Raw genomic sequence first — 17,861 nt, forward strand, 5'->3', positions numbered from 1 at the left:
CCATTTTTGCTATAAGTGCAGTCACTAACTCGCATTGGCCCACCAAGCAGGCACAAACCAGTACAAACAAAAATGAGACTCAGCTTGACGCTGAGCCTCAGTGGAGCCGATGACGGGAATCGAACCCGCGCCGCCTGCTTGGGAAGCAGGAGTTCTACCATTGAACTACATCGGCACACAGTAGGCGGAATGATTAAAAGCACGCCACGGGATTGGCACAGTAGGTGTGGCATGCAGGCAATCAGTCGCCCTCTGTAACTTCAATGTAGCACTCTCGATTCGTGTCGAAAAAATTGGTCTTGAAGACCCTCTGTCCGTCTTTTCGGGTTAATCGCTGATCTCCTTGTAGAACCTCATCCAGTCCTTCCCGGGGGATTCAGTGCGGGCATATCCTGCAACCCGCACACGTTGTGCATTACAGAGCGGTTAAGCTGGTCTATGTGTTGCTCTCAGATCGTGATATTCGCGCCGCTATCGATGCCGAAGGCTCCGGCCATCTCGGCATTGATCCTTTTGACCCGAAGATGATTCAGCCTTCGTCCATCGACGTGCGTCTGGACAAGTTCTTCCGAGTTTTTAACAACTCGCAGTACACTCACATCGATCCGAAGTTGCCGCAGGAAGAACTGACGTCCCCGCACGAGGTTCCAGAAGGGCAGCCCTTCATTCTTCACCCGGGCGAGTTCGTCCTGGCATCGACCTTGGAGTACTTCACTATTCCTCCGCACTTGGCAGGCCGCCTGGAAGGTAAGTCTTCGCTGGGGCGTCTGGGCCTGGCAACGCACTCGACCGCCGGCTTTATTGACCCAGGGTTTTCAGGCCACATCACGCTGGAGCTATCCAATGTGGCGAACTTGCCTATCGCACTGTGGCCGAACATGAAGGTCGGTCAGCTGGCATTGTTCAAGATGTCCTCACCGGCAGAGGTGCCTTACGGTTCCGGCAAGCTCGGTTCGAAGTATCAGGGGCAGCGCGGCCCGACGCCGTCGCGTGCGTACCTGAACTTCCGCGATGAGGAATAAGGCATTGGGAACCCGGGATATGAACTCGGAATATAAATGAATTGCGGATAGCCCCGAGTGAATTCTCGGTGAAGAAATGGAAACAATTGTTCAATAAAGAGTTTCCGCAGGTGAAAAGCCTAAATATGGGCCTTTAGTTCACACCATTTAAGGGCTAAATCGGCTTGAGGGCCTTTTATCTTTCGATAAATAATAGCCCTTATGCGTATTACGGTTATTGGTACGGGTTACCTTGGCGCCACTCATGCCGCGGCGATGGCAGAGTTAGGCCACGAGGTTCTCGGCGTAGATGTTGATCCCGCCAAGATTGAGGCATTGTCCGCAGGCCAAGTTCCTTTCTTTGAGCCCGGCTTGCCCGAACTGCTAAAGAAGCACGTTGAGTCGGGGCGACTACGTTTCACCACTAACTACGACGAGGCCGTTGAATTTGCGAACGTCCACTTCGTAGGTGTCGGAACTCCGCAGGTTAAGGGCTCTTACGCTGCCGATGTTCGCTATGTGGACGCAGCTATTACCGAATTGGCTAAGCGCGTCGTCGGCAAGCATTTAGTGTTTGGTAAGTCCACTGTGCCCGTCGGTACCGCACCGCGCCTGCAGGAGCTAACTGCGAAGATGATCGGTGAGCGCGCCGCAGCTGGTGATGAGCAGTTGAAGAACACCAGTCTCGAGATCGCCTGGAACCCGGAGTTCCTGCGCGAGGGCTTCGCGGTAAAGGACACCCTGGAGCCGGACCGTGTGGTGCTGGGCACCCAGAAGCCGGGCATGATCCTCAATGGTGCTGGTCAGGAGGTCGAATCGATTGCTGAGGCCAGCCTGCGTGAGTGCTTCGGTCCTATCTTCGAGCGCGAGACGCCGCTTATCATCGCGGACACCGCCACCGCAGAGCTGGTGAAGGTGTCGGCGAACGCATTTCTCGCCACCAAGATTTCCTTCATCAACGCGGTCTCCGAAATCTGTGAGGTCACGGGTGCGGATATCACTACGCTTGCCGACGCCATCGGTATGGATGCCCGAATTGGCCGCCGCTTCCTCAACGCGGGTCTGGGCTTCGGTGGCGGTTGCCTGCCGAAAGATATCCGCGCATTCATGGCCCGCGCTGGTGAGCTGGGCGTTGACCAGGCGCTGACCTTCCTGCGTGAGGTCGATGCAATCAACATGCGTCGCCGTGAAAAGACCGTTGACCTGGTGCGCGGTAGCTTCGGTGGCTCTCTGCTCGGCCATACCGTGACGGTGCTGGGTGCGGCTTTCAAGCCGAACTCTGACGATGTGCGTGACTCCCCGGCCCTGTCGATTGCCGGTTCGCTGTCTCTGGCGGGTGCTTCGGTAAGCGTTTACGACCCGCAGGCCATGGAAAACGCCAAGAAGAATTTCCCGACCTTGGACTACGCACCGAGCATCGAAGCAGCTCTGGAAGGCTCGGAAATGGTTGTCGTCGCCACCGAGTGGCAGCAGTTCCGAGACATCGACCCGGTGGCTGCGAAGAAGCTGGTCAAGCGCGCAGCGGTGCTCGACGGCCGCAACTGCCTGCCAGCCGATCAGTGGCGTGCTGCAGGCTGGGATGTCACCTGCCTCGGCCGCGGCTAAATGCTGGCTGCCCTCGAGCGCTTCGGAAACTTCATGCCCTCCGGAGCCACGGTATAGGCGGCGATGAGGGTGGTAATCGGCACTGCGAGTACCAAAGCCACCGCACCGATGGTGGAACGCAGCAGCTCTGTGGCCACGACATCGGAGGTCAACGACTGCATCAGCGGCCGGTCGGAGACGCTCAACAGAATCGACAGCGGTAGCGCGGTGCCGAGGTAGGCCAGCACCAGCGTGTAGACCATCGACGCGATGTGGTCGCGACCGACGCGCATTGCCGAGCGGAAGACCTCCATAGGCCGCGACCGCGGAGCTGCTTCGTAGAGCTCCTGGACGGTTGAGGCCTGGGCGATGGTGACGTCGTTAAGCACGCCCAACGCGCCGATGATGAATCCCGCCAGAAGCAAACCTGTGACGGAGACGTCAGGCAGGTAAAGCTGAATGAGTAGGTTGTCCTCGTCGCCGAGACCCCGTAGCTGTGACGTGGAGATTGCGAGGTTGGCCAGGCCCGCCGCCAATACCATCGTGGTGAGTGTTCCCGCCAGTGCGGAAGCTGACTTCCAGTTGATGCCATGTACGAGGAAGAGCACCGGGAAGAGAATCGCCGCGCCCGCCGTGATGGCTAAAGCCACCGGATCGCCACCGCGTAGTAGTGCCGGAACCAGGAATCCCATCACTGCGGCCAGCGTGATGCCGAGTCCGATGAGACTTAAGACACCGCGGGTCATACCGACGAGGATGATGAGCAGTACCGCCGCACCGAGCCACAACCAGATGGTCATGGTGCGGTCCATGTCCAGGAAGGTGTAGGTGTTCCCGATGCCAGCGGTGTCGACAACCTGATGAGGTGCGAGGTCGACGACATTGGTGTCGGCGGCAGGAACCTCGGGACCAGGAGCAGCGGGGGCAGGAGCTTCTGCACCGGGCTCAGGCGCTGGGGCCGGTGGCGCTTCTGGCGCATGCTCTGGAGCGGGAGCAGGAGCAGGGGATGATTCAGGAGCTCCCTCAGGGGCAGGCGCGGGAACGACACCGGGAGTCGGTGTCATCAACCCCGGATCCGGCACGGCACCATTGTCGACAGCTCCGGTACCGGCCGCGTTTGGACGGTGAATTGCCAGGACGACCTTGTCGCCCTCCGCCAGCTCAATCTCGCCGGGCAGGCCGGATGCCTCCAGCAGCGTCTTCTTGCCCTCGTCTGGGCCCGAGGTCAGTTCAATGACCGAGAGCTGGCACTTCGGCGCCGCAGGGTCGTTGAGCGAAGCCGTCAGCCCTGGCCGCGGCTGGTCGTCGAAGACACGTCCGTTGTCAGGCGAATTGCACGCGCCGACGCTGTGCTTTACGACGGTTCCCTTGACCGTCTCTGCAGCTGACGTCTGTGACTGCAGGAATCCCGGACCCGGGCTCGGAGCTTCGCCCGATGGCCAGAGTCCAATCACGGCGAGGAAAGTGGCAATGCCAGCAACTGTAAGAACTGTGGCCAGTAAGCGACGTGCTCTTGTGGGGTTGTGCCGCGGTTTCGTCGGTTTTGGTTTGGCTTGTGCAGGTTCGTTTTTCTGTGCCGGTGCCGTCGGCTGCGCAGTTGCTGCCGGCTGCGTCGGTTCTGCTGGCTGCGCTGGTACTGCATGTCGATCAGGAGCTACCGGAGTTGTCCGATGGGGGCTATTCGCGGCATTGATAGCCCGAGACCGGCCTGTAGGGGAGCCGCTGTTCGAGTTCTTCAGTACGTCGAGATGCGCACCTATGTCGGATCCCGCAGCAACGCGAAAAGGTTGCTGGTTGCCAGAGTTCATTGAATCTTTTGAATGCCTGCCCACCCTTAATAACCTAATCGCTGCACCAGCACCGGAAGGCGTACCGCCATTCCGGCGCGCCGAGCCGTAGTCATCAGCGCTATGGCCCACCTATCGATGCAATACTCACTCATCGATGCGCTCCAGCGTGGCCATAAGTGAATAGCGCATCGATATGTGAGAAGGGCAGAACCAGCAGCGTGTGCAACCTTAAGTACTGCTACTGCTTGTAGCTGACCAGGAAGTTGCCCAGGCGCTCGATGGCTTCCTTCAGGTCGCGCGCCCACGGCAGGGTGACAATTCGGAAGTGATCCGGCGTCGGGTAGTTGAAGCCAGAGCCGCCGACCATCAGGATCTTCTCTTCACGCAAGATGTCGAGCATCAGCTTTTCGTCATCGTGAATTTCGTAGACGTTCGGATCCAGCTTCGGGAATGCGTACATGGCGCCCATCGGCTTCACGCAGCTCACGCCCGGAATTGAGGTCAGTCCCTCGTAGGCGACATTGCGCTGCTCCAGGAGGCGACCGCCTGGCAAGATCAAGTCCTCGATGGACTGGTAACCGCCAAGTGCCACCTGAATGCCGTGTTGAGCAGGGACATTCGGGCACAGACGGGTGCTGGCCAGCAGGTTGATGCCCTCGATAAAGCCCTCTGCGTGGCGCTTCGGGCCAGTCATCACCATCCAGCCCGCGCGGTAACCGGCGACACGGTAGGTCTTGGACAGACCGTTGAAGGTGATACAGAGCAAATCTGGGGCCAAGGAGGCAGTGGAAATGTGCTCTGCATCGTCGTAGAGGATGCGGTCGTAGATTTCGTCGGAAAGCAGCAGGAGCGAGTGCTCACGAGCGATATCGACGATGGCTTCGAGAGTCTGGCGTGTGTAGACCGCGCCGGTCGGATTGTTCGGGTTGATGATGACAATCGCCTTCGTGCGATCCGTCACCTTCGAGCGAATGTCTTCGACATCCGGGGCCCAGTTATTCTCCTCATCACACGTGTAGTGGACGGCCTTGCCGCCGGCGAGGGTGGTTGCTGCCGTCCAGAGCGGGTAATCCGGAGCTGGAATGAGGACCTCATCGCCCTCGTTGAGCAGCGCCTGAGTGGTGATGGAAATCAGCTCGGAGACGCCGTTGCCCAACCAGACGTCGTTGACGTCGAAGCGGGGGAAATCCGGGTCCATCTCATAGCGCGTAACGACGGCACGGCGTGCCGAGTAAATACCCTTGGACTCGGAATAACCCTGTGCGTGGGGGAGAGCGCGGACCATGTCCTGCACGATGGTGTCAGGTGCATCAAATCCGAACTTTGCCGGATTGCCGGTGTTGAGCATCATGATGCGGTGGCCGTCGGCCTCCATCTGCTCGGCGAGAGTAGTCACCGGACCGCGAATGTCGTAGAGGACGTTCTGCAGCTTGGAGGATTGGTCCAGTGTTTTCAGCGGAGTGCGGCGAGGTGCCTTGATATTTCCACGACGGGCGGCAACACGGGCAGCACGGGACTGCTCGGCCTGAGCGGCCTGTGCAGCCTGAGTGTCCTGCGTTGTCTCGCTGGTGGTTTCGGTGCCCTGGGAAGTGTCTTTACTGGAACTCACCTGTCTAAGCATGCCACTTTTTTGCTCCCGCACCATGCTTTTCTCACAGCGGGGGCAGATTAATTGCGCATTGATTGCGCAAAAGCGCCCTGCAAGGGGATGCAGGACGCTTTTCTGGGGTTCTGGCTGCTGGGTTCCCCCTGTTAGTTACTGCTTAACTGCCGAGCCGTCGATCTGCAGGGAGATCTCATTGCCAAGGAGCAGGCCGCCAGTCTTAATAGGAGCGTTGTAATCGATACCGAAATCGGTCCGGTCAATCTTGGTGGCTGCCTCGAAGCCAACGCGAGTCTGACCCCATGGGTCTTCAGCGGAGCCGAAAATATCGACATCCAGGGTGACCGGCTTAGTGATGCCGTTGATGGTCAGGTCGCCGGTAACGGTGGCCTTTTCTTTGCTCTGGAACTCGATAGCGGTGGAAACGAACTCGAAGGTCGGGTTTTCGTCGGTGCCGAAGAAGTCCTTCGAGCGCAGGTGGTTGTCACGCTCTTCATTGTTGGTGTTGATGGAGTTCGCCTGAATGGTCGCCTTTGCCGTGGAATTCTCCGGATTGTCGGCATCAAAATTAATAACGGACTCAAACTCAGTGAACTGACCGTGGACCTTAGTGATCATTGCGTGACGAACGGTGAATCCGACGGTGGAGTGCTGTGCATCAAGAACGTAGTTACCAGACTGAAGAGCCATAGTGAATCTCCTAAAAGTTAAAAGTATCTCGACTGTTTCGAAGTATTTTTGTCCGCCGGAACCAACTTCCGGTGTTGACGTGTCAACAATAACTCTAGATGTGGTGATGTGTCAACAAAGTTTAAAGAAAGTGCCGAATATTTTTTAGAAGCGCACATCCAGTCGGGCGATTGGGGCAGGGTTTCGGCGTGGCTTGAGGGTGATCTTCGGCATCGCCGGTGCTGGTAGGCGGGAAGGGTCTTCCGATCCGTCGACGCATGCCTCGCTGTCAGTCTCGGCGCTGTGATGTCTACAGGGCTTTACGACGAAAAATTGCGCGCCGCTCTCGATATTGTCAGCGGTGTTGATGGATTGATTGCCACGACCCCGGTGTTCGCTCGGCAGTAGTTGGTTTTGGTCCAGATTTTGGGAACGAAGCTGAAGAAAAGGGTGCAGCGCATTCAGTGGGCGGGGCCAGTGAGGGGGTGTAGCGCTCTTTAGCGGCACCACGGGAGGTTGTAGTAGTCGCAAGAGAAGGTATCGGAAAGAGCGTATTCCTTAACCTGTAGGTCGTCGCTGCTGGTTGTAGCTGTCGGTGCTGCGGTAGCGGTCGGGGCGCCGGTCAGTGCGCTCAGGGAAAGTGCTGCGGATGCAATGGTGGTAGCAAGAACAGAAGTGCGTCGAAACATTAGGTAGTACTCCGAAAGATATCTGCCTCGGCAAAGCGTTAGGGCTTTGTGGACCGCCGGACTTCGCCAGTGATTAATAAAGAAATCATAACTATTTAATCAAGAGTGTGAAGTGTGGAGGTCTCTCTATTTGCCCGCGCCTGGGGGTGGCCATTCGGCTACTCTCTGGTGTCTTTATGTAGGTGGGCTAGTGGCCGAAATGTTGATTGTCTAGTACCAAGTGGCCGACCGAGATATTTTTGAATTGGTTCAAAAGGTGTAGTTCTAATGCGATTCAATTAATCGCTGAAATCTTATTGCTGTGCTCATAATCGCTGGTCAAACGCTGTTATATGCTGTATTTTCACAAGGTATAAATCGGTGAGATTCCATTTTTACTATGTGGATAATCGCTGTGGCCGTCGTAAAGCGAGTTGAAAATTTTCCATTACAAAACGCTGAATTTCGACTTACCTTTGCAGGTGTCAGTTCAAGTATTTCCTTACGAGTTGCTCGTCACATCCTGAAAGGATTTCGCCGTGAAGAAGACCCTGCTCTCCGGCTCCATTGCAGCCCTGGTTACCATGTCCTCGCTGGCTGTCGCCCCGATAGCCGAAGCTGCCCCAGCACCCACCCCGGGCACTGTCGGTGGCACCTGCTCCGTTGAAGGCCAGTCCGGCCAGTCGCTGAAGATCACCGGCTCGAAGTTCGAGGTCGAAGGTACCGCGACTGTCGCTAACTACGGCGACACCGACCTGCCGCTGACCCAGACCCTGAAGGAAGGCAAGACCAAGTCCTGGAACGTCGGCGGTTCGGTCGACTTCGATCTGCTCAAGCTCTTCCACGTCACCTTCAGCGCCGGCTACCAGTCCACTCAGACCTGGGAAGTTGGCCAGACCCTCGGCCCGTACCCAGTCAAGCCTGGCTACACCGGTGTTCTGGAGTATGGCTTCCTGAACCAGTCCTTCGAAGGTACTCACCTGACCTGTAAGGGCGGTAAGTGGATCGACGCAGGTCGTCCGTACTGGGGCACCATCCCGAAGGAGCGCCACATTCGCGTTTCCATGCGCGCCAACGAAGCTGATCGCTCCGTGGACGGTGCTGCGCCACAGGTCAAGGAGTACGCAGCCTAAGACGGGCTGAGCCTCTTTAAGACTTCGAAGCAGAAGGAAGTTTCTCCATGTTGAGCCTGAAAAAGAAGGCCCTGGCCTGCGCGGTGATGGGTGCAAGTCTTCTTGCGCCAGGCATCGTCGGACAGGCCGCGGCGACCCCGCTGACCCAGACCCCTGACCAAGATGAGCACCACACCGGTTTCACCAATACGGATAAATGTGACCCGGTCAAGGATGCCAAGCGTCACCCCTGGGAACAGTGGATTACCGACGAATGGGACCGCTACAACGGCACTAACTCATTCACCAACCGCACTGACCGCCCGATTCAGTACACCCTCGAGGTGACAGAGGGGGTCAATGAGTCCGTAAAGGCCATGAGCTCCGGAAATATGTGGGACGTGTTCCTCCACGGGGTGAAAAACAAGTACGGCATCGTCGAGGTCAGTCAGTGGTCGGTTGGCGACAAGCTGGGCCCGGTGACCGTCAATCCCGGCGAGACTGTTCGCGCAGACTACGGCGTGCACATGAAGTCCTTCATTGGCCGTGTTCGCACCTGTGACCAGAAGACCGGCCTGTGGCGCGGTGAGCCCTACTTCGGTGAGTACAACGGCAAGGGGCCGTCAACTCGCTTCGTGGTCTGGCACAAGACCACCAAGGAGGGCGAGCATCGTCAGCAATGGGCGCCTGTCAGCGGTAACTCCGGTGACGGCGGCCCGGCATCCGCCACGATTAACGACTAGGAGCAGTTATGAAAAAGCGTGTTGTCGCCATGTGCTTGACGACGGTCTTTGCGCTCGGACTCGGTGCTCCGACAGCAGTGGCCGCCCCGAATCCAGGAGCTGGTGAACCGTTCGCGCCGGAGGAGTGGGTACCAGTGCCCAAGCCGGCGGCGGTTGACCGCGGCCCGGCACCGGGAACCACTTGTGAAGCTCCGGGTTCGGTGGCTGAGTTCGTGGAAATCACCGGCTCTCGCTACGACGTTGAGGGTGTTGTTTCTACGAAGAATGACATTGGTGATGAGCCGATTCCGCTGACGCAGACCATCAAGGAGTCCAAGACCAAGAAGTGGTGGACCAATATCTCTGTCAGTGTGAAGGTCAGCAAGGAGCTCAACCGCAAGTACTCCTGGGAGTACTCCCGAGAGATGGTTTGGAGCCTCGGGCAGAAGATCGGGCCATACGAAGTGCGCAAGGGTGAAACTGGTCGTCTGAGCTGGGGATTCCTGGTTGACGAGTTCGCCGGACAGACAGTTCGCTGCAACGCCAACTCGAAGACGTGGGAGCCAATTGGACGCAGCTACTTCGGCGTGGCTCCGCGCGAGCGACATGTCGAGGTGACCATCCAGTAGTTACACAGTTCTCTCTCCACACTCAGCACGGGTAAAAGGGGCCTATTCACGAAAGTGAATAGGCCCCTTTTTGCTACTCCGCTGCTTTGCTACTTCGCGGCAGCGGATGCCGGTGGCTGGAAGCCTGCGTCTATTGCTTTCAGTGCCAAGTCCAGCCGTGAGGTAGCGCCAAATTTATTGAACATGCTGGAAAGATGCTTCTTGATAGTGCCTGGCGACTTGCCGAGTTCCTTGGCGATGTCGTGGTTCGATTTGCCGCGGCAGATCAGGCCGAGAACCTCTCGCTCGGCTTGAGTGATCTTGTACGAGGAAATGTTGCGGGACGGTAGGGTTTTGATCAGCCGAGTCGCAGAAATCGGTGAGATGACGGTGCCGCCCTGGAAGACATCTTCAATGGTGCCAATGACGGATTCCGGGCGGGCGGTTTTGAGAATGTAGCCATTTCCGCCGAGACTCAGGATTTTCAGCATTGTTTCATCGGTATCGAATGAGGTGATAGCGATGAATTTCGGTGGATTCTCCACCTTCTTAATCCGCTCGAGCAGTTCAACGCCGTCCATGTTGGGCATATGAATATCGGTCAAAACTACGTCAACGCCACCACGGGCAATGATGTTGAGAGCCTCGTGGCCATCGCTGGCTTCATCGACCACGGTGATATGCGGTGCCTTCTTGAAATAGGTTCTCAGCGTCGAGAGTACGAGTGGGTCGTCGTCGACAATGAGAACCTTAATGTCAGACATCCGCGAACCTTTCATAGAAGTTATAAAAACCGAACAATATCTGTCATCGTGTGATATTACTACGCTAACCAGGACTTTTCGAGAGATATCTTCGTCACAGGCGGCTACTACACCAATCTTACGCTAGCGTAACCTACTGGTTGGTAGGTGGCATGTGGAGTTTGCAATTCCACACATTTCCTTCTCGTTCCGACGTGATGGAACCGTCCCACGGTCGCACTCGCCGATGCAGTGAGGAGAGCCCCAAACCGCTCGAGAGCATCGCCCGCGGCAGAAAATGTGGTAGCGCCTTCGATATCTGATTGCTGATGTCGAGCGTGAAGCCATCTTCCTCATTGCTCAGCGCCAGAATGTGAACGTTCGTTTGCGGTTCGCCGTACTTCTGAATGTTCGTGCAGAACTCCGACAGCGCCGGCGAGATAACCTCTGAAATCTGCGTCAAAGAGGGCTCGGTTTCAATCCTCGTGGCCAGCGAAACGTTAAACCCAGCTTCCTGCAGTTCATCCTTGGCCTGTTGGAGCACCCTGCTCATGCTGGGCACTCGCTCATCTTGTCCGATAGCTGAGGTCAAAGAACTCTCGTCGTCAGCGGATTTCAGCAGGGAAAGCAACTGGCGAAGTTGCAGCAGGCCTTCTCGGGAGGTCTCTGCGATGTCCTCCAGGGATTGTTCAAGTTTTTCATCGGTCCCTTCTCGCTCGATGGCGAGCGCCTGCGCCAGCATGGTTACGCGAGTAAAGGACTTGGCGGTGGAGTCGTGCAGTACGGTCGCCAACTCAAGGCGTTGTTCTTCCAGGGCGCGGTTAGATTCAATCGTTGCCTGCCGGCGTTGCTCTTTGTAGCGGCTGCGCATCATGCCGATGGCGTAGGCAATTACAAAAAGCAGCGTTGTCACAAAGGTCGCGACATGGTCACGTGCGAAAGTACTTGTATTTACGTCGTAGTTTGAAATCACCAACAAGAGCAACGCAGTGATTCTCGCCGGCATCTTGTTGTTGTTAGCACGCATCACTTCCACGATGAGAAGCGCGCAGAAAATCTGCATTGGAGCCTGCTCTGTGGGAAGGAAAGTCAACGCCAAGAAATTCGCTGGGACAACCACCATGGCAAAGAGCGGCAAATACGTCGCCACTGCAACAAGAATGACCTGAAGGCCACCGATAATGGTCGGCAACAATAGATCAGAGTTGCTCTCGCGGAAAATTAGCGCATCGAGAGCCGTGAGGATCAGCGCAATGACCATCTCCACTGACCCCGGAGTCCTCAGAAAGTCCCTTATCTGTGACAGCGATTTCTTAATCACTACGCCAAGACCTCTTTCCACACCACAACGCGGTCATCTCTAACGGGATGCAGTAATCAATATGCAGTAATCAATATATTGTCAGTGCGGTTGAGAGTGCCATTTGCATGATTAATGCCGTGGCGCAGGGGTCGTCGTAAAGCACAAAAAATCCGCCCGGGAAGAATAACCTCTCGGGCGGATTCTTGCTTACTTAGCGAGTGTTACTTACGTCGCGCCGATCCTGGCAGCGGAACTCCGTGCTGATTGCGCGGAAGGTTCTTTGCGCTTGCCGACGGCGCCTGCGTCTCCTCGGCTGGAGCCTCAGCGGCCTGCTCGGTGGAGGTGGCATCTTCCGCCGACTGCTGTTCGGTGACCTCTGGCTGCGCCGGAGCCTGCTCTGCCTCTGGCTGAGCAGGAGCCTCCTGAGCTTCGGTCTCCTCGGCTGCCGGGGTAGGGGTGCTAGCGACTGGCTTGGCCTTGCGTGCGCCACCCGGGATTGGAGCGCCCTTGCGTGCGCCGCCCGGAATCGGAGCGCCGGATGCGGTCTTCGGCTGCTCGGACTCGGTGGCCGCTACCTCAGCAGCCGTGTCCTCGGCAGGAGCGGCTTCCTCGGTCTTCGGCTTGGGGGCCGGAGCTGCCTTCTTAGCGCCACCTGGGACAGGGGCGCCCTTGCGTGCGCCACCCGGAATCGGAGCGACCTTCGTTGCCTTCGGAGCCTCAGCCGGAGCTTCGGTTTCCACAGCTGCTGGCTCTGCCTGCACGGCCGGCTTAGCGGCCTTGGCGCCACCTGGAACTGGAGCGCCCTTTTTAGCGCCACCTGGAACCGGTGCGCCCTTCTTAGCGCCGCCTGGCTTTGGAGCGCCGCCCGGAGCTGGAGCACCCTTCTTGGCGCCACCTGGGGTCGGAGCGCCGCTCTTGGCACCACCCGGAACCGGTGCGCCGGCCTTGGCGCCGCCTGGCTTTGGAGCGCCACCCGGCTTCGGAGCACCACCTGGAGCAGGAGCACCGCCCTTGGCACCACCCGGCTTCGGGGCACCACCTGGGGTCGGGGCACCGCCCTTGGCACCACCCGGCTTCGGAGCACCACCTGGAGCAGGAGCACCGCCCTTAGCGCCGCCTGGCTTCGGAGCACCACCCGGAGTCGGGGCGCCACCCTTGGCGGCAGCGCCTGCAGCAGCACCAGCAGCTGCGGCACCAGCGCCGGCAGCGGCAGCCTTCTCTGCCTTTTTCTTCTCGGCAGCCTCGGCCTTCTTGCGCTTAGCTTCTTCTGCCTCGAGGCGCTGACGCTCTTCCTCTTCAGCCTTCTTCGGATCGACCCAGCCACGCTCTGGCTGCTCAATCCACTCCGGCTCGCGTGCCTGCGGCAGCTCGCCGTCGACCTTCACGGAGTCACGGAGCATCTGGGCGATGTCCAGGACCTCCGGCTTCTTCTCGTCATCTTCGATGACGTTGTTGACGCCATCGTTCATCATCGTCTTACAGAACGGGCAGCCGATGGCAATTGCTTCAGCGCCGGTTCCGACAGCCTCTTCGGTGCGGTTTACGTTGATGCGTTGACCGATGGTCTCTTCCATCCACATGCGAGCGCCACCAGCACCACAGCAGAAGCCGGTGTTCTTATTACGAGGCATTTCGACGAGGTTAGCGCCGGACGCGCCAATCAGCTCACGCGGAGCCTCGAATACCTTGTTGTGGCGGCCCAGGAAGCACGGGTCGTGGTAGGTGACCTGGCGACCCTGGCCGGAAGCAACAGGCTGCAGGCGGTTAGCGCGAACCAGCTTGTTCAGCAGCTGGGTGTGGTGGACAACTTCGTACTGTCCGCCCAGCTCCGGGTACTCGTTCTTGAAGGTGTTGAAGCAGTGCGCACAGGTGACGACAATCTTGCGCTGCTTCGGCGGCACACCGTCGAAGACCTCGTCGAGTTGCTCGATGTTCTGCTCAGCCAACATCTGGAAGAGGAACTCGTTACCAGCACGGCGAGCGGAGTCACCAGTACAACCCTCAGCCTGGGAGAGCACAGCGTACTTCACACCGGCGGTGTAAAGCATCTCTGCAACAGCCTTGGTGGTCTTCTTCGCATTGTCGTCGTAAGCACCGGCACATCCGACCCAGAACAGGTACTCGGTGTCGTCGAAGCTCTCGACATCCTCGCCCCAAATCGGGACAACGACGCCTTCCTTGCGGATTTCATTAATCCAGTCGGCACGAGTGGAAGCGTTCTGGCCCCACGGGTTGCCCTTGGTTTCAAGGTTCTTGAACAGGCCAGCCAATTCGGTCGGGAAGTCCGACTCAACCAGAACCTGGTAGCGACGCATATCGACGATGTGGTCGATGTGCTCAATGTCAACCGGGCACTGCTCAACACAGGCGCCACAGTTGGTGCAGGACCACAGAACGTCCTGGTCGATGATGCCCTCGTCGCCATCGCCAACCAGTGGCTTGGTCAGGAGTGCTGCACCAGCGCCTTCGCCCTCGCGAGCGGTCTCGATGGTCTCGCCAGCCAACAGGTACGGGGCAGAAGCGTAAGCATGGTCGCGCAGCTGGTTAACCAGCAGCTTCGGGGACAGCGGCTTGGAAGTGTTCCAGGCCGGGCACTGCTCCTGGCAGCGACCACACTCGGTACAAGAGGTGAAGTCCAGCAGAGCCTTCCAGGAGTGGTCGGTGACCACGCCGGTGCCCATGGAGTCAACCTCCGGGTCAGCCTCTTCCAGGTTCAGGATCTCGCCGTTAGAGGTCATCGGCTTAGCGCTCGCGAGGGCGTTGTAGCCATCAGCGTTGCGCTTGAGCAGGATGTTGGCGAACGCCAGGAAGCGGTGCCATGCGACACCCCAAGTCAGGTTGCGGCCAACAACGAAGAGCCAGACCATACCGGACAGCAGCTTAATCAGCGCGAAGATGGACACCATGACTTCGGAGGCCGGCAGGACCTGTGCGATACCACCGGTGACGAAGTTCGCCCAGTTCCAGACCTCGGCGCCAGTGTTACCGTGGTCGCCGTAGGTAGCCAGCTTGGCAGCCTTGACGAACATCATGCCCAGGCCCTCGATGAGGACGACAGCCTCAACGAAGTAGGCAGCCTTGGCGTTGGAGCCGTAGAAGCGGCTCAGGCGCTCCTTGCCCAGGTTGGTCTGGCGGACGATAATCAGTGCCAGGATGCCCAGGGTGGTGCCCAGACCGAGGATTTCGTCAATGAAGTGCCAGACCGTCCAGTCCTTCAGAAGAGGCCAACCGCCAGCGGGCCAGAAGGTCTGAATGTAGGCCTCGAACCACACGAGGGATCCGAGTAGGAAGCCCACCATAACGAACCAGTGCGCCACGGCGACGCCGGGCTTCTTGCTCATCTTGGTGTGACCGACGATCTCTCGGATCATGGTCCAAATACGGGTTCCCCATTCACCGGTGTGACCGTACGTCTTTTGGCCCACCATGATGGTCTTCACCATATGGGTGAATCCCTTGATAAAGATGAACCAGCAGGGCAGGGACAACAGGACGCCAATAACGCCGACTGCGACGGTGAATCCAGTAGATTCCGGAATCGCCGTGTCAGCCGTCGCCGCGGCGAGGTTGAGCACGCTCATAATGTTCCTTCTAGGCTGGCTCAGCCAGGGTGATGGCTGAGTGAAAATAGTTCTCTTGTGAGTTCTATCACGAGCCGCGGACGCTTACCTAACTAATGTGCAAAATAGTGCTGAATTCATCGATACACGGTGTAACCAGCGGTTATTTGGTGAATTACGCAAAAAAATCGTTGTTTTATTCGAGAGAGTTTCGACGGGGTTTAACGCCTTCGCTTGACGACGGCGCGCGGCACTTTCGTCGTCACGCATTTGTAGGCGGAAGTGGCGGCGATGTTGTGCGTGGGCAGTTGTCGAATGTTGTCGATTCGATGCTTTTGCGGACGCGTTGTGGGGGTAGTGCTGGAGCGCAGGGGTGGGACTGTGTTGCGAGGTGGAGAATGTGTTCGGTGGCGTGTTGGTCTTTGAAGATTGGCTGAAGCAGATATCTATTCACATGCGTTACATTCTTAACATAAACAACAATAGTGACTTCTGAATCAGTGTTTTGGTAGATAGTTCGCTATTGGGTCCCAGGATTTGCTGGCAGTTAACGAAAAAGTCATTAAATGTAATTGACTTATATGAATCCCAATTGGATTTAATAGCCTCTATGTCTGTAATTGACCTGGTAGGAGGCGTGCAAATTCGGTGGCGAGGAGAGTTCCTGGCCACCCCCGGCGCAGTTCTTATGTAGGCGCCATTTTGTGTAGTACCTAGTATTGGCAGCGTGATACTGCGGATTTATCCGCCTGATTCTAAATGGCATGTGGAGTATGGATTTCTCCGTGCCACTTTTTCTTGAGAGGGACTTTAATGGCGCGATCTTTCCGTGCAATCGCTATGGCTGAAGTAGGCCTTATTCTTACTGCGAGTGCGGTCTTTGGTTCGGGCGCAGTGGCAAACGCCAATCCGGTCAGTGCGGTCGCAGTCAAGGCGTTCAATAGCTCGCTTGTGACTCCAGTGGTGGTTTCCCCGCTCGGACGTGCAGCTGCGGAGGCTGCGCTACTCGATCCTCAGGTGCCTATTATTGTGCTCGGAGCCCGTCTCAATCCCGACTGCAGTGCGCCTGCTGTATTGACGTCCCGATTGGAAACTGCACGTTCGCTGGCGCTGCGTCATCCTCTTAACCCGGTCATTGTCACGGGTGGTCGTACTCAGCCGGGCTGCCAGACTGAGGCTGAGTACATGCGTGATGCGCTTGCATCCATGGGGGTATGGAAGCGGCGAATCACAATGGAAACAAACTCGGACTCCACTGTTGAAAATGCGGCTGGCACTGCATACCTTGCGGAATCGGGAACCAGCGGCGTTCGTGCCGCTGTTATTGTGACTTCTCCAACGCACACACCGCGCGCACGCGACACCTATTCTGCTGCCGACGACTCTGCTCTGTGGCTGGCTGTCCCGTCGACTGTGAACTAGCAGTTTCTAGGAATTGGTGAAGTTTGCCTCGCGCTTTTCGGTGAAAGCGGCCATGCCTTCCTTCTGGTCGTTGGAGGAGAACAGGGAGTGGAAGGTGCGACGCTCAAAGAGCAGTCCCTGCGACAGTGTCATTTCGTAGGCCTGGTTGATCTGTTCCTTAATCTGGGTAGTGGCAACCAGCGACTTCGACGCAATGGTGCCGGCGACCTTCAGGGCCTCGTCGAGAAGCGCTTCCGGCTCGACGATACGGGCGACGAGACCTGCGGACTCGGCCTCCTCGGCGCCCATCATGCGCCCGGTCAAGCACATCTCCATGGCCTTGGCCTTGCCGATCGCGCGAGTGAGGCGCTGCGAGCCGCCCATGCCCGGGGTGACGCCGAGGTTGACCTCGGGCTGGCCGAACTTGGCGCCGCTACCTGCGATGATGAAGTCGGCCATCATGGCGACCTCACAGCCGCCGCCGAGCGCGTAGCCATTGACCGCGGCGATAACCGGGGTGCGGACGGAGGTGAAAACATTCCAGCCGGAGAACCAGTCAGAGACGTACATCTCGGTGCCGGACTTGTCCGCCATCTCCTTAATGTCCGCACCTGCGGCAAACGCCTTCTCAGAGCCGGTGATGATAATCGCGCCGATGCCGGAGTCGCGGTCGAAGGAGGTAGCTGCGGCGCCGACCTCTTCCATGGTCTTGTGGTTCAGGGCATTCAGTGCCTTCGGGCGGTTTAAGGTGATAATGCCGACGCGACCTCGGGTTTCAGTAAGGATGTTTTCGTAATCGGACATATTCGTGTCTCCAAAGCGGTAATAGAAATCAGGTTGTAAGCGAGGTTACCCGTGGGGCCGGATTTGGGTGGGGCTTTACGACGATTACACCGGTGCTTTCCTGGATGGGAAAGCGGCGGCAGGGTAGGTCAGCGTGATCGGGAATCTGTGTTTGTGGCGTTTTGCGGCCGGAGCTGGGCTAACGACGTTATAAGAAAGTGCCGAAAACTTATTCACCTTTTGATGCCGAATGGAAGGTTTCTTCTTATACTCACGACGAAGCTAGCAGTCCAATCGCGACAAAAGCTCATCAA

General features: G+C 57.7%; 15 protein-coding genes and 1 tRNA gene. 7 read left to right on the forward strand and 9 right to left on the reverse strand.

Features of this window, described 5'->3' with window-relative positions; all coding sequences use genetic code 11:
- Window positions 1–101: 101 nt before the first annotated feature.
- Window positions 102–175, reverse strand: a tRNA-Gly gene (locus CORAM0001_RS09815).
- Window positions 176–440: 265 nt separating this feature from the next.
- Here CORAM0001_RS09815 and dcd point away from each other — a divergent pair.
- Together dcd and CORAM0001_RS09825 are read left to right on the forward strand one after the other, a co-directional pair.
- The gene (gene dcd / locus CORAM0001_RS09820) at window positions 441–1,022 is read left to right on the forward strand and encodes a dCTP deaminase (RefSeq protein WP_005511764.1); all 582 of its coding nucleotides are present in this window, start codon (window positions 441–443) and stop codon (window positions 1,020–1,022) included.
- Window positions 1,023–1,223: 201 nt separating this feature from the next.
- Entirely contained in the window at window positions 1,224–2,606 is a 1,383-nt protein-coding gene (locus tag CORAM0001_RS09825; protein ID WP_005511767.1) for a UDP-glucose dehydrogenase family protein, read from the forward strand.
- Here CORAM0001_RS09825 and CORAM0001_RS09830 read toward each other — a convergent pair.
- Complete coding sequence (locus CORAM0001_RS09830) at window positions 2,603–4,039, reverse strand: YibE/F family protein (RefSeq protein ID WP_005511782.1); 1,437 nt, start codon at window positions 4,037–4,039, stop codon at window positions 2,603–2,605. The two genes, CORAM0001_RS09825 and CORAM0001_RS09830, sit on opposite strands and share 4 nt — an antisense overlap.
- 101 nt (window positions 4,040–4,140) lie before the next feature.
- On the opposite strand from CORAM0001_RS09830, the gene CORAM0001_RS11365 reads away from it, so the two are divergent.
- A complete protein-coding gene (locus tag CORAM0001_RS11365) occupies window positions 4,141–4,278 on the forward strand; it encodes a hypothetical protein (RefSeq protein WP_005511757.1) in 138 nt (45 codons plus the stop codon).
- Window positions 4,279–4,613: 335 nt separating this feature from the next.
- On the opposite strand, the gene CORAM0001_RS09840 is transcribed toward CORAM0001_RS11365, so the two are convergent.
- The 3 genes from CORAM0001_RS09840 to CORAM0001_RS09850 form a co-directional block, all read right to left on the reverse strand.
- On the reverse strand, window positions 4,614–5,855 hold the full coding sequence (locus tag CORAM0001_RS09840) for a pyridoxal phosphate-dependent aminotransferase (protein ID WP_040361903.1): 1,242 nt from the start codon (window positions 5,853–5,855) through the stop codon (window positions 4,614–4,616).
- A 276-nt stretch (window positions 5,856–6,131) separates the two neighbouring features.
- Window positions 6,132–6,668, reverse strand: coding sequence for a YceI family protein (locus tag CORAM0001_RS09845; protein ID WP_005511742.1), 537 nt, complete (start codon window positions 6,666–6,668; stop codon window positions 6,132–6,134).
- Between the two features lie 476 nt (window positions 6,669–7,144).
- Complete coding sequence (locus CORAM0001_RS09850; RefSeq protein WP_005511778.1) at window positions 7,145–7,336, reverse strand: hypothetical protein; 192 nt, start codon at window positions 7,334–7,336, stop codon at window positions 7,145–7,147.
- A 518-nt stretch (window positions 7,337–7,854) separates the two neighbouring features.
- On the opposite strand from CORAM0001_RS09850, the gene CORAM0001_RS09855 reads away from it, so the two are divergent.
- Genes CORAM0001_RS09855 through CORAM0001_RS09865 form a run of 3 tightly spaced genes read left to right on the forward strand, consistent with a single transcriptional unit; the run spans window position 7,855 to window position 9,778 of the window.
- Window positions 7,855–8,448: a hypothetical protein gene (locus tag CORAM0001_RS09855; RefSeq protein ID WP_005511759.1), complete on the forward strand. Its 594-nt coding sequence runs from the start codon at window positions 7,855–7,857 to the stop codon at window positions 8,446–8,448.
- Window positions 8,449–8,495: 47 nt separating this feature from the next.
- The gene (locus tag CORAM0001_RS09860; protein WP_005511744.1) at window positions 8,496–9,170 is read left to right on the forward strand and encodes a hypothetical protein; all 675 of its coding nucleotides are present in this window, start codon (window positions 8,496–8,498) and stop codon (window positions 9,168–9,170) included.
- Window positions 9,171–9,178: 8 nt separating this feature from the next.
- Window positions 9,179–9,778: a hypothetical protein gene (locus tag CORAM0001_RS09865; protein ID WP_005511781.1), complete on the forward strand. Its 600-nt coding sequence runs from the start codon at window positions 9,179–9,181 to the stop codon at window positions 9,776–9,778.
- A gap of 89 nt (window positions 9,779–9,867) precedes the next feature.
- Here the strand turns inward: CORAM0001_RS09865 and CORAM0001_RS09870 are convergent, their stop codons facing one another.
- From CORAM0001_RS09870 to CORAM0001_RS09880, 3 genes are all read right to left on the reverse strand, one after another.
- Window positions 9,868–10,521: a response regulator transcription factor gene (locus CORAM0001_RS09870; protein WP_005511751.1), complete on the reverse strand. Its 654-nt coding sequence runs from the start codon at window positions 10,519–10,521 to the stop codon at window positions 9,868–9,870.
- A 133-nt stretch (window positions 10,522–10,654) separates the two neighbouring features.
- Complete coding sequence (locus CORAM0001_RS09875; protein WP_244262059.1) at window positions 10,655–11,761, reverse strand: histidine kinase; 1,107 nt, start codon at window positions 11,759–11,761, stop codon at window positions 10,655–10,657.
- A gap of 263 nt (window positions 11,762–12,024) precedes the next feature.
- Window positions 12,025–15,384, reverse strand: coding sequence for a (Fe-S)-binding protein (locus tag CORAM0001_RS09880; RefSeq protein WP_005511769.1), 3,360 nt, complete (start codon window positions 15,382–15,384; stop codon window positions 12,025–12,027).
- Between the two features lie 792 nt (window positions 15,385–16,176).
- Between CORAM0001_RS09880 and CORAM0001_RS09885 the strand changes: the two genes are divergently transcribed.
- On the forward strand, window positions 16,177–16,785 hold the full coding sequence (locus CORAM0001_RS09885; protein ID WP_005511771.1) for a YdcF family protein: 609 nt from the start codon (window positions 16,177–16,179) through the stop codon (window positions 16,783–16,785).
- Between the two features lie 6 nt (window positions 16,786–16,791).
- On the opposite strand, the gene CORAM0001_RS09890 is transcribed toward CORAM0001_RS09885, so the two are convergent.
- Window positions 16,792–17,568, reverse strand: coding sequence for an enoyl-CoA hydratase (locus tag CORAM0001_RS09890; RefSeq protein ID WP_005511775.1), 777 nt, complete (start codon window positions 17,566–17,568; stop codon window positions 16,792–16,794).
- Window positions 17,569–17,861 lie beyond the last annotated feature (293 nt).

Origin of the sequence: Corynebacterium amycolatum SK46, from assembly GCF_000173655.1 — a bacterium.
Classification (GTDB): Bacteria; Actinomycetota; Actinomycetes; order Mycobacteriales; family Mycobacteriaceae; genus Corynebacterium; species Corynebacterium amycolatum_A.

Bases quoted from the DNA above. Each gene is read 5' to 3' on its own strand.
- CORAM0001_RS09885 (WP_005511771.1), top strand. From the start codon at position 16,177: ATGGCGCGATCTTTCCGTGCAATCGCTATGGCTGAAGTAGGCCTTATT.
- CORAM0001_RS09875 (WP_244262059.1), bottom strand. From the start codon at position 11,761: ATGGTCATTGCGCTGATCCTCACGGCTCTCGATGCGCTAATTTTCCGC.
- CORAM0001_RS09850 (WP_005511778.1), bottom strand. From the start codon at position 7,336: ATGTTTCGACGCACTTCTGTTCTTGCTACCACCATTGCATCCGCAGCA.
- CORAM0001_RS09865 (WP_005511781.1), top strand. From the start codon at position 9,179: ATGAAAAAGCGTGTTGTCGCCATGTGCTTGACGACGGTCTTTGCGCTC.
- CORAM0001_RS09890 (WP_005511775.1), bottom strand. From the start codon at position 17,568: ATGTCCGATTACGAAAACATCCTTACTGAAACCCGAGGTCGCGTCGGC.
- CORAM0001_RS09860 (WP_005511744.1), top strand. From the start codon at position 8,496: ATGTTGAGCCTGAAAAAGAAGGCCCTGGCCTGCGCGGTGATGGGTGCA.
- CORAM0001_RS09870 (WP_005511751.1), bottom strand. From the start codon at position 10,521: ATGTCTGACATTAAGGTTCTCATTGTCGACGACGACCCACTCGTACTC.
- CORAM0001_RS09825 (WP_005511767.1), top strand. From the start codon at position 1,224: ATGCGTATTACGGTTATTGGTACGGGTTACCTTGGCGCCACTCATGCC.
- CORAM0001_RS09880 (WP_005511769.1), bottom strand. From the start codon at position 15,384: ATGAGCGTGCTCAACCTCGCCGCGGCGACGGCTGACACGGCGATTCCG.
- CORAM0001_RS09845 (WP_005511742.1), bottom strand. From the start codon at position 6,668: ATGGCTCTTCAGTCTGGTAACTACGTTCTTGATGCACAGCACTCCACC.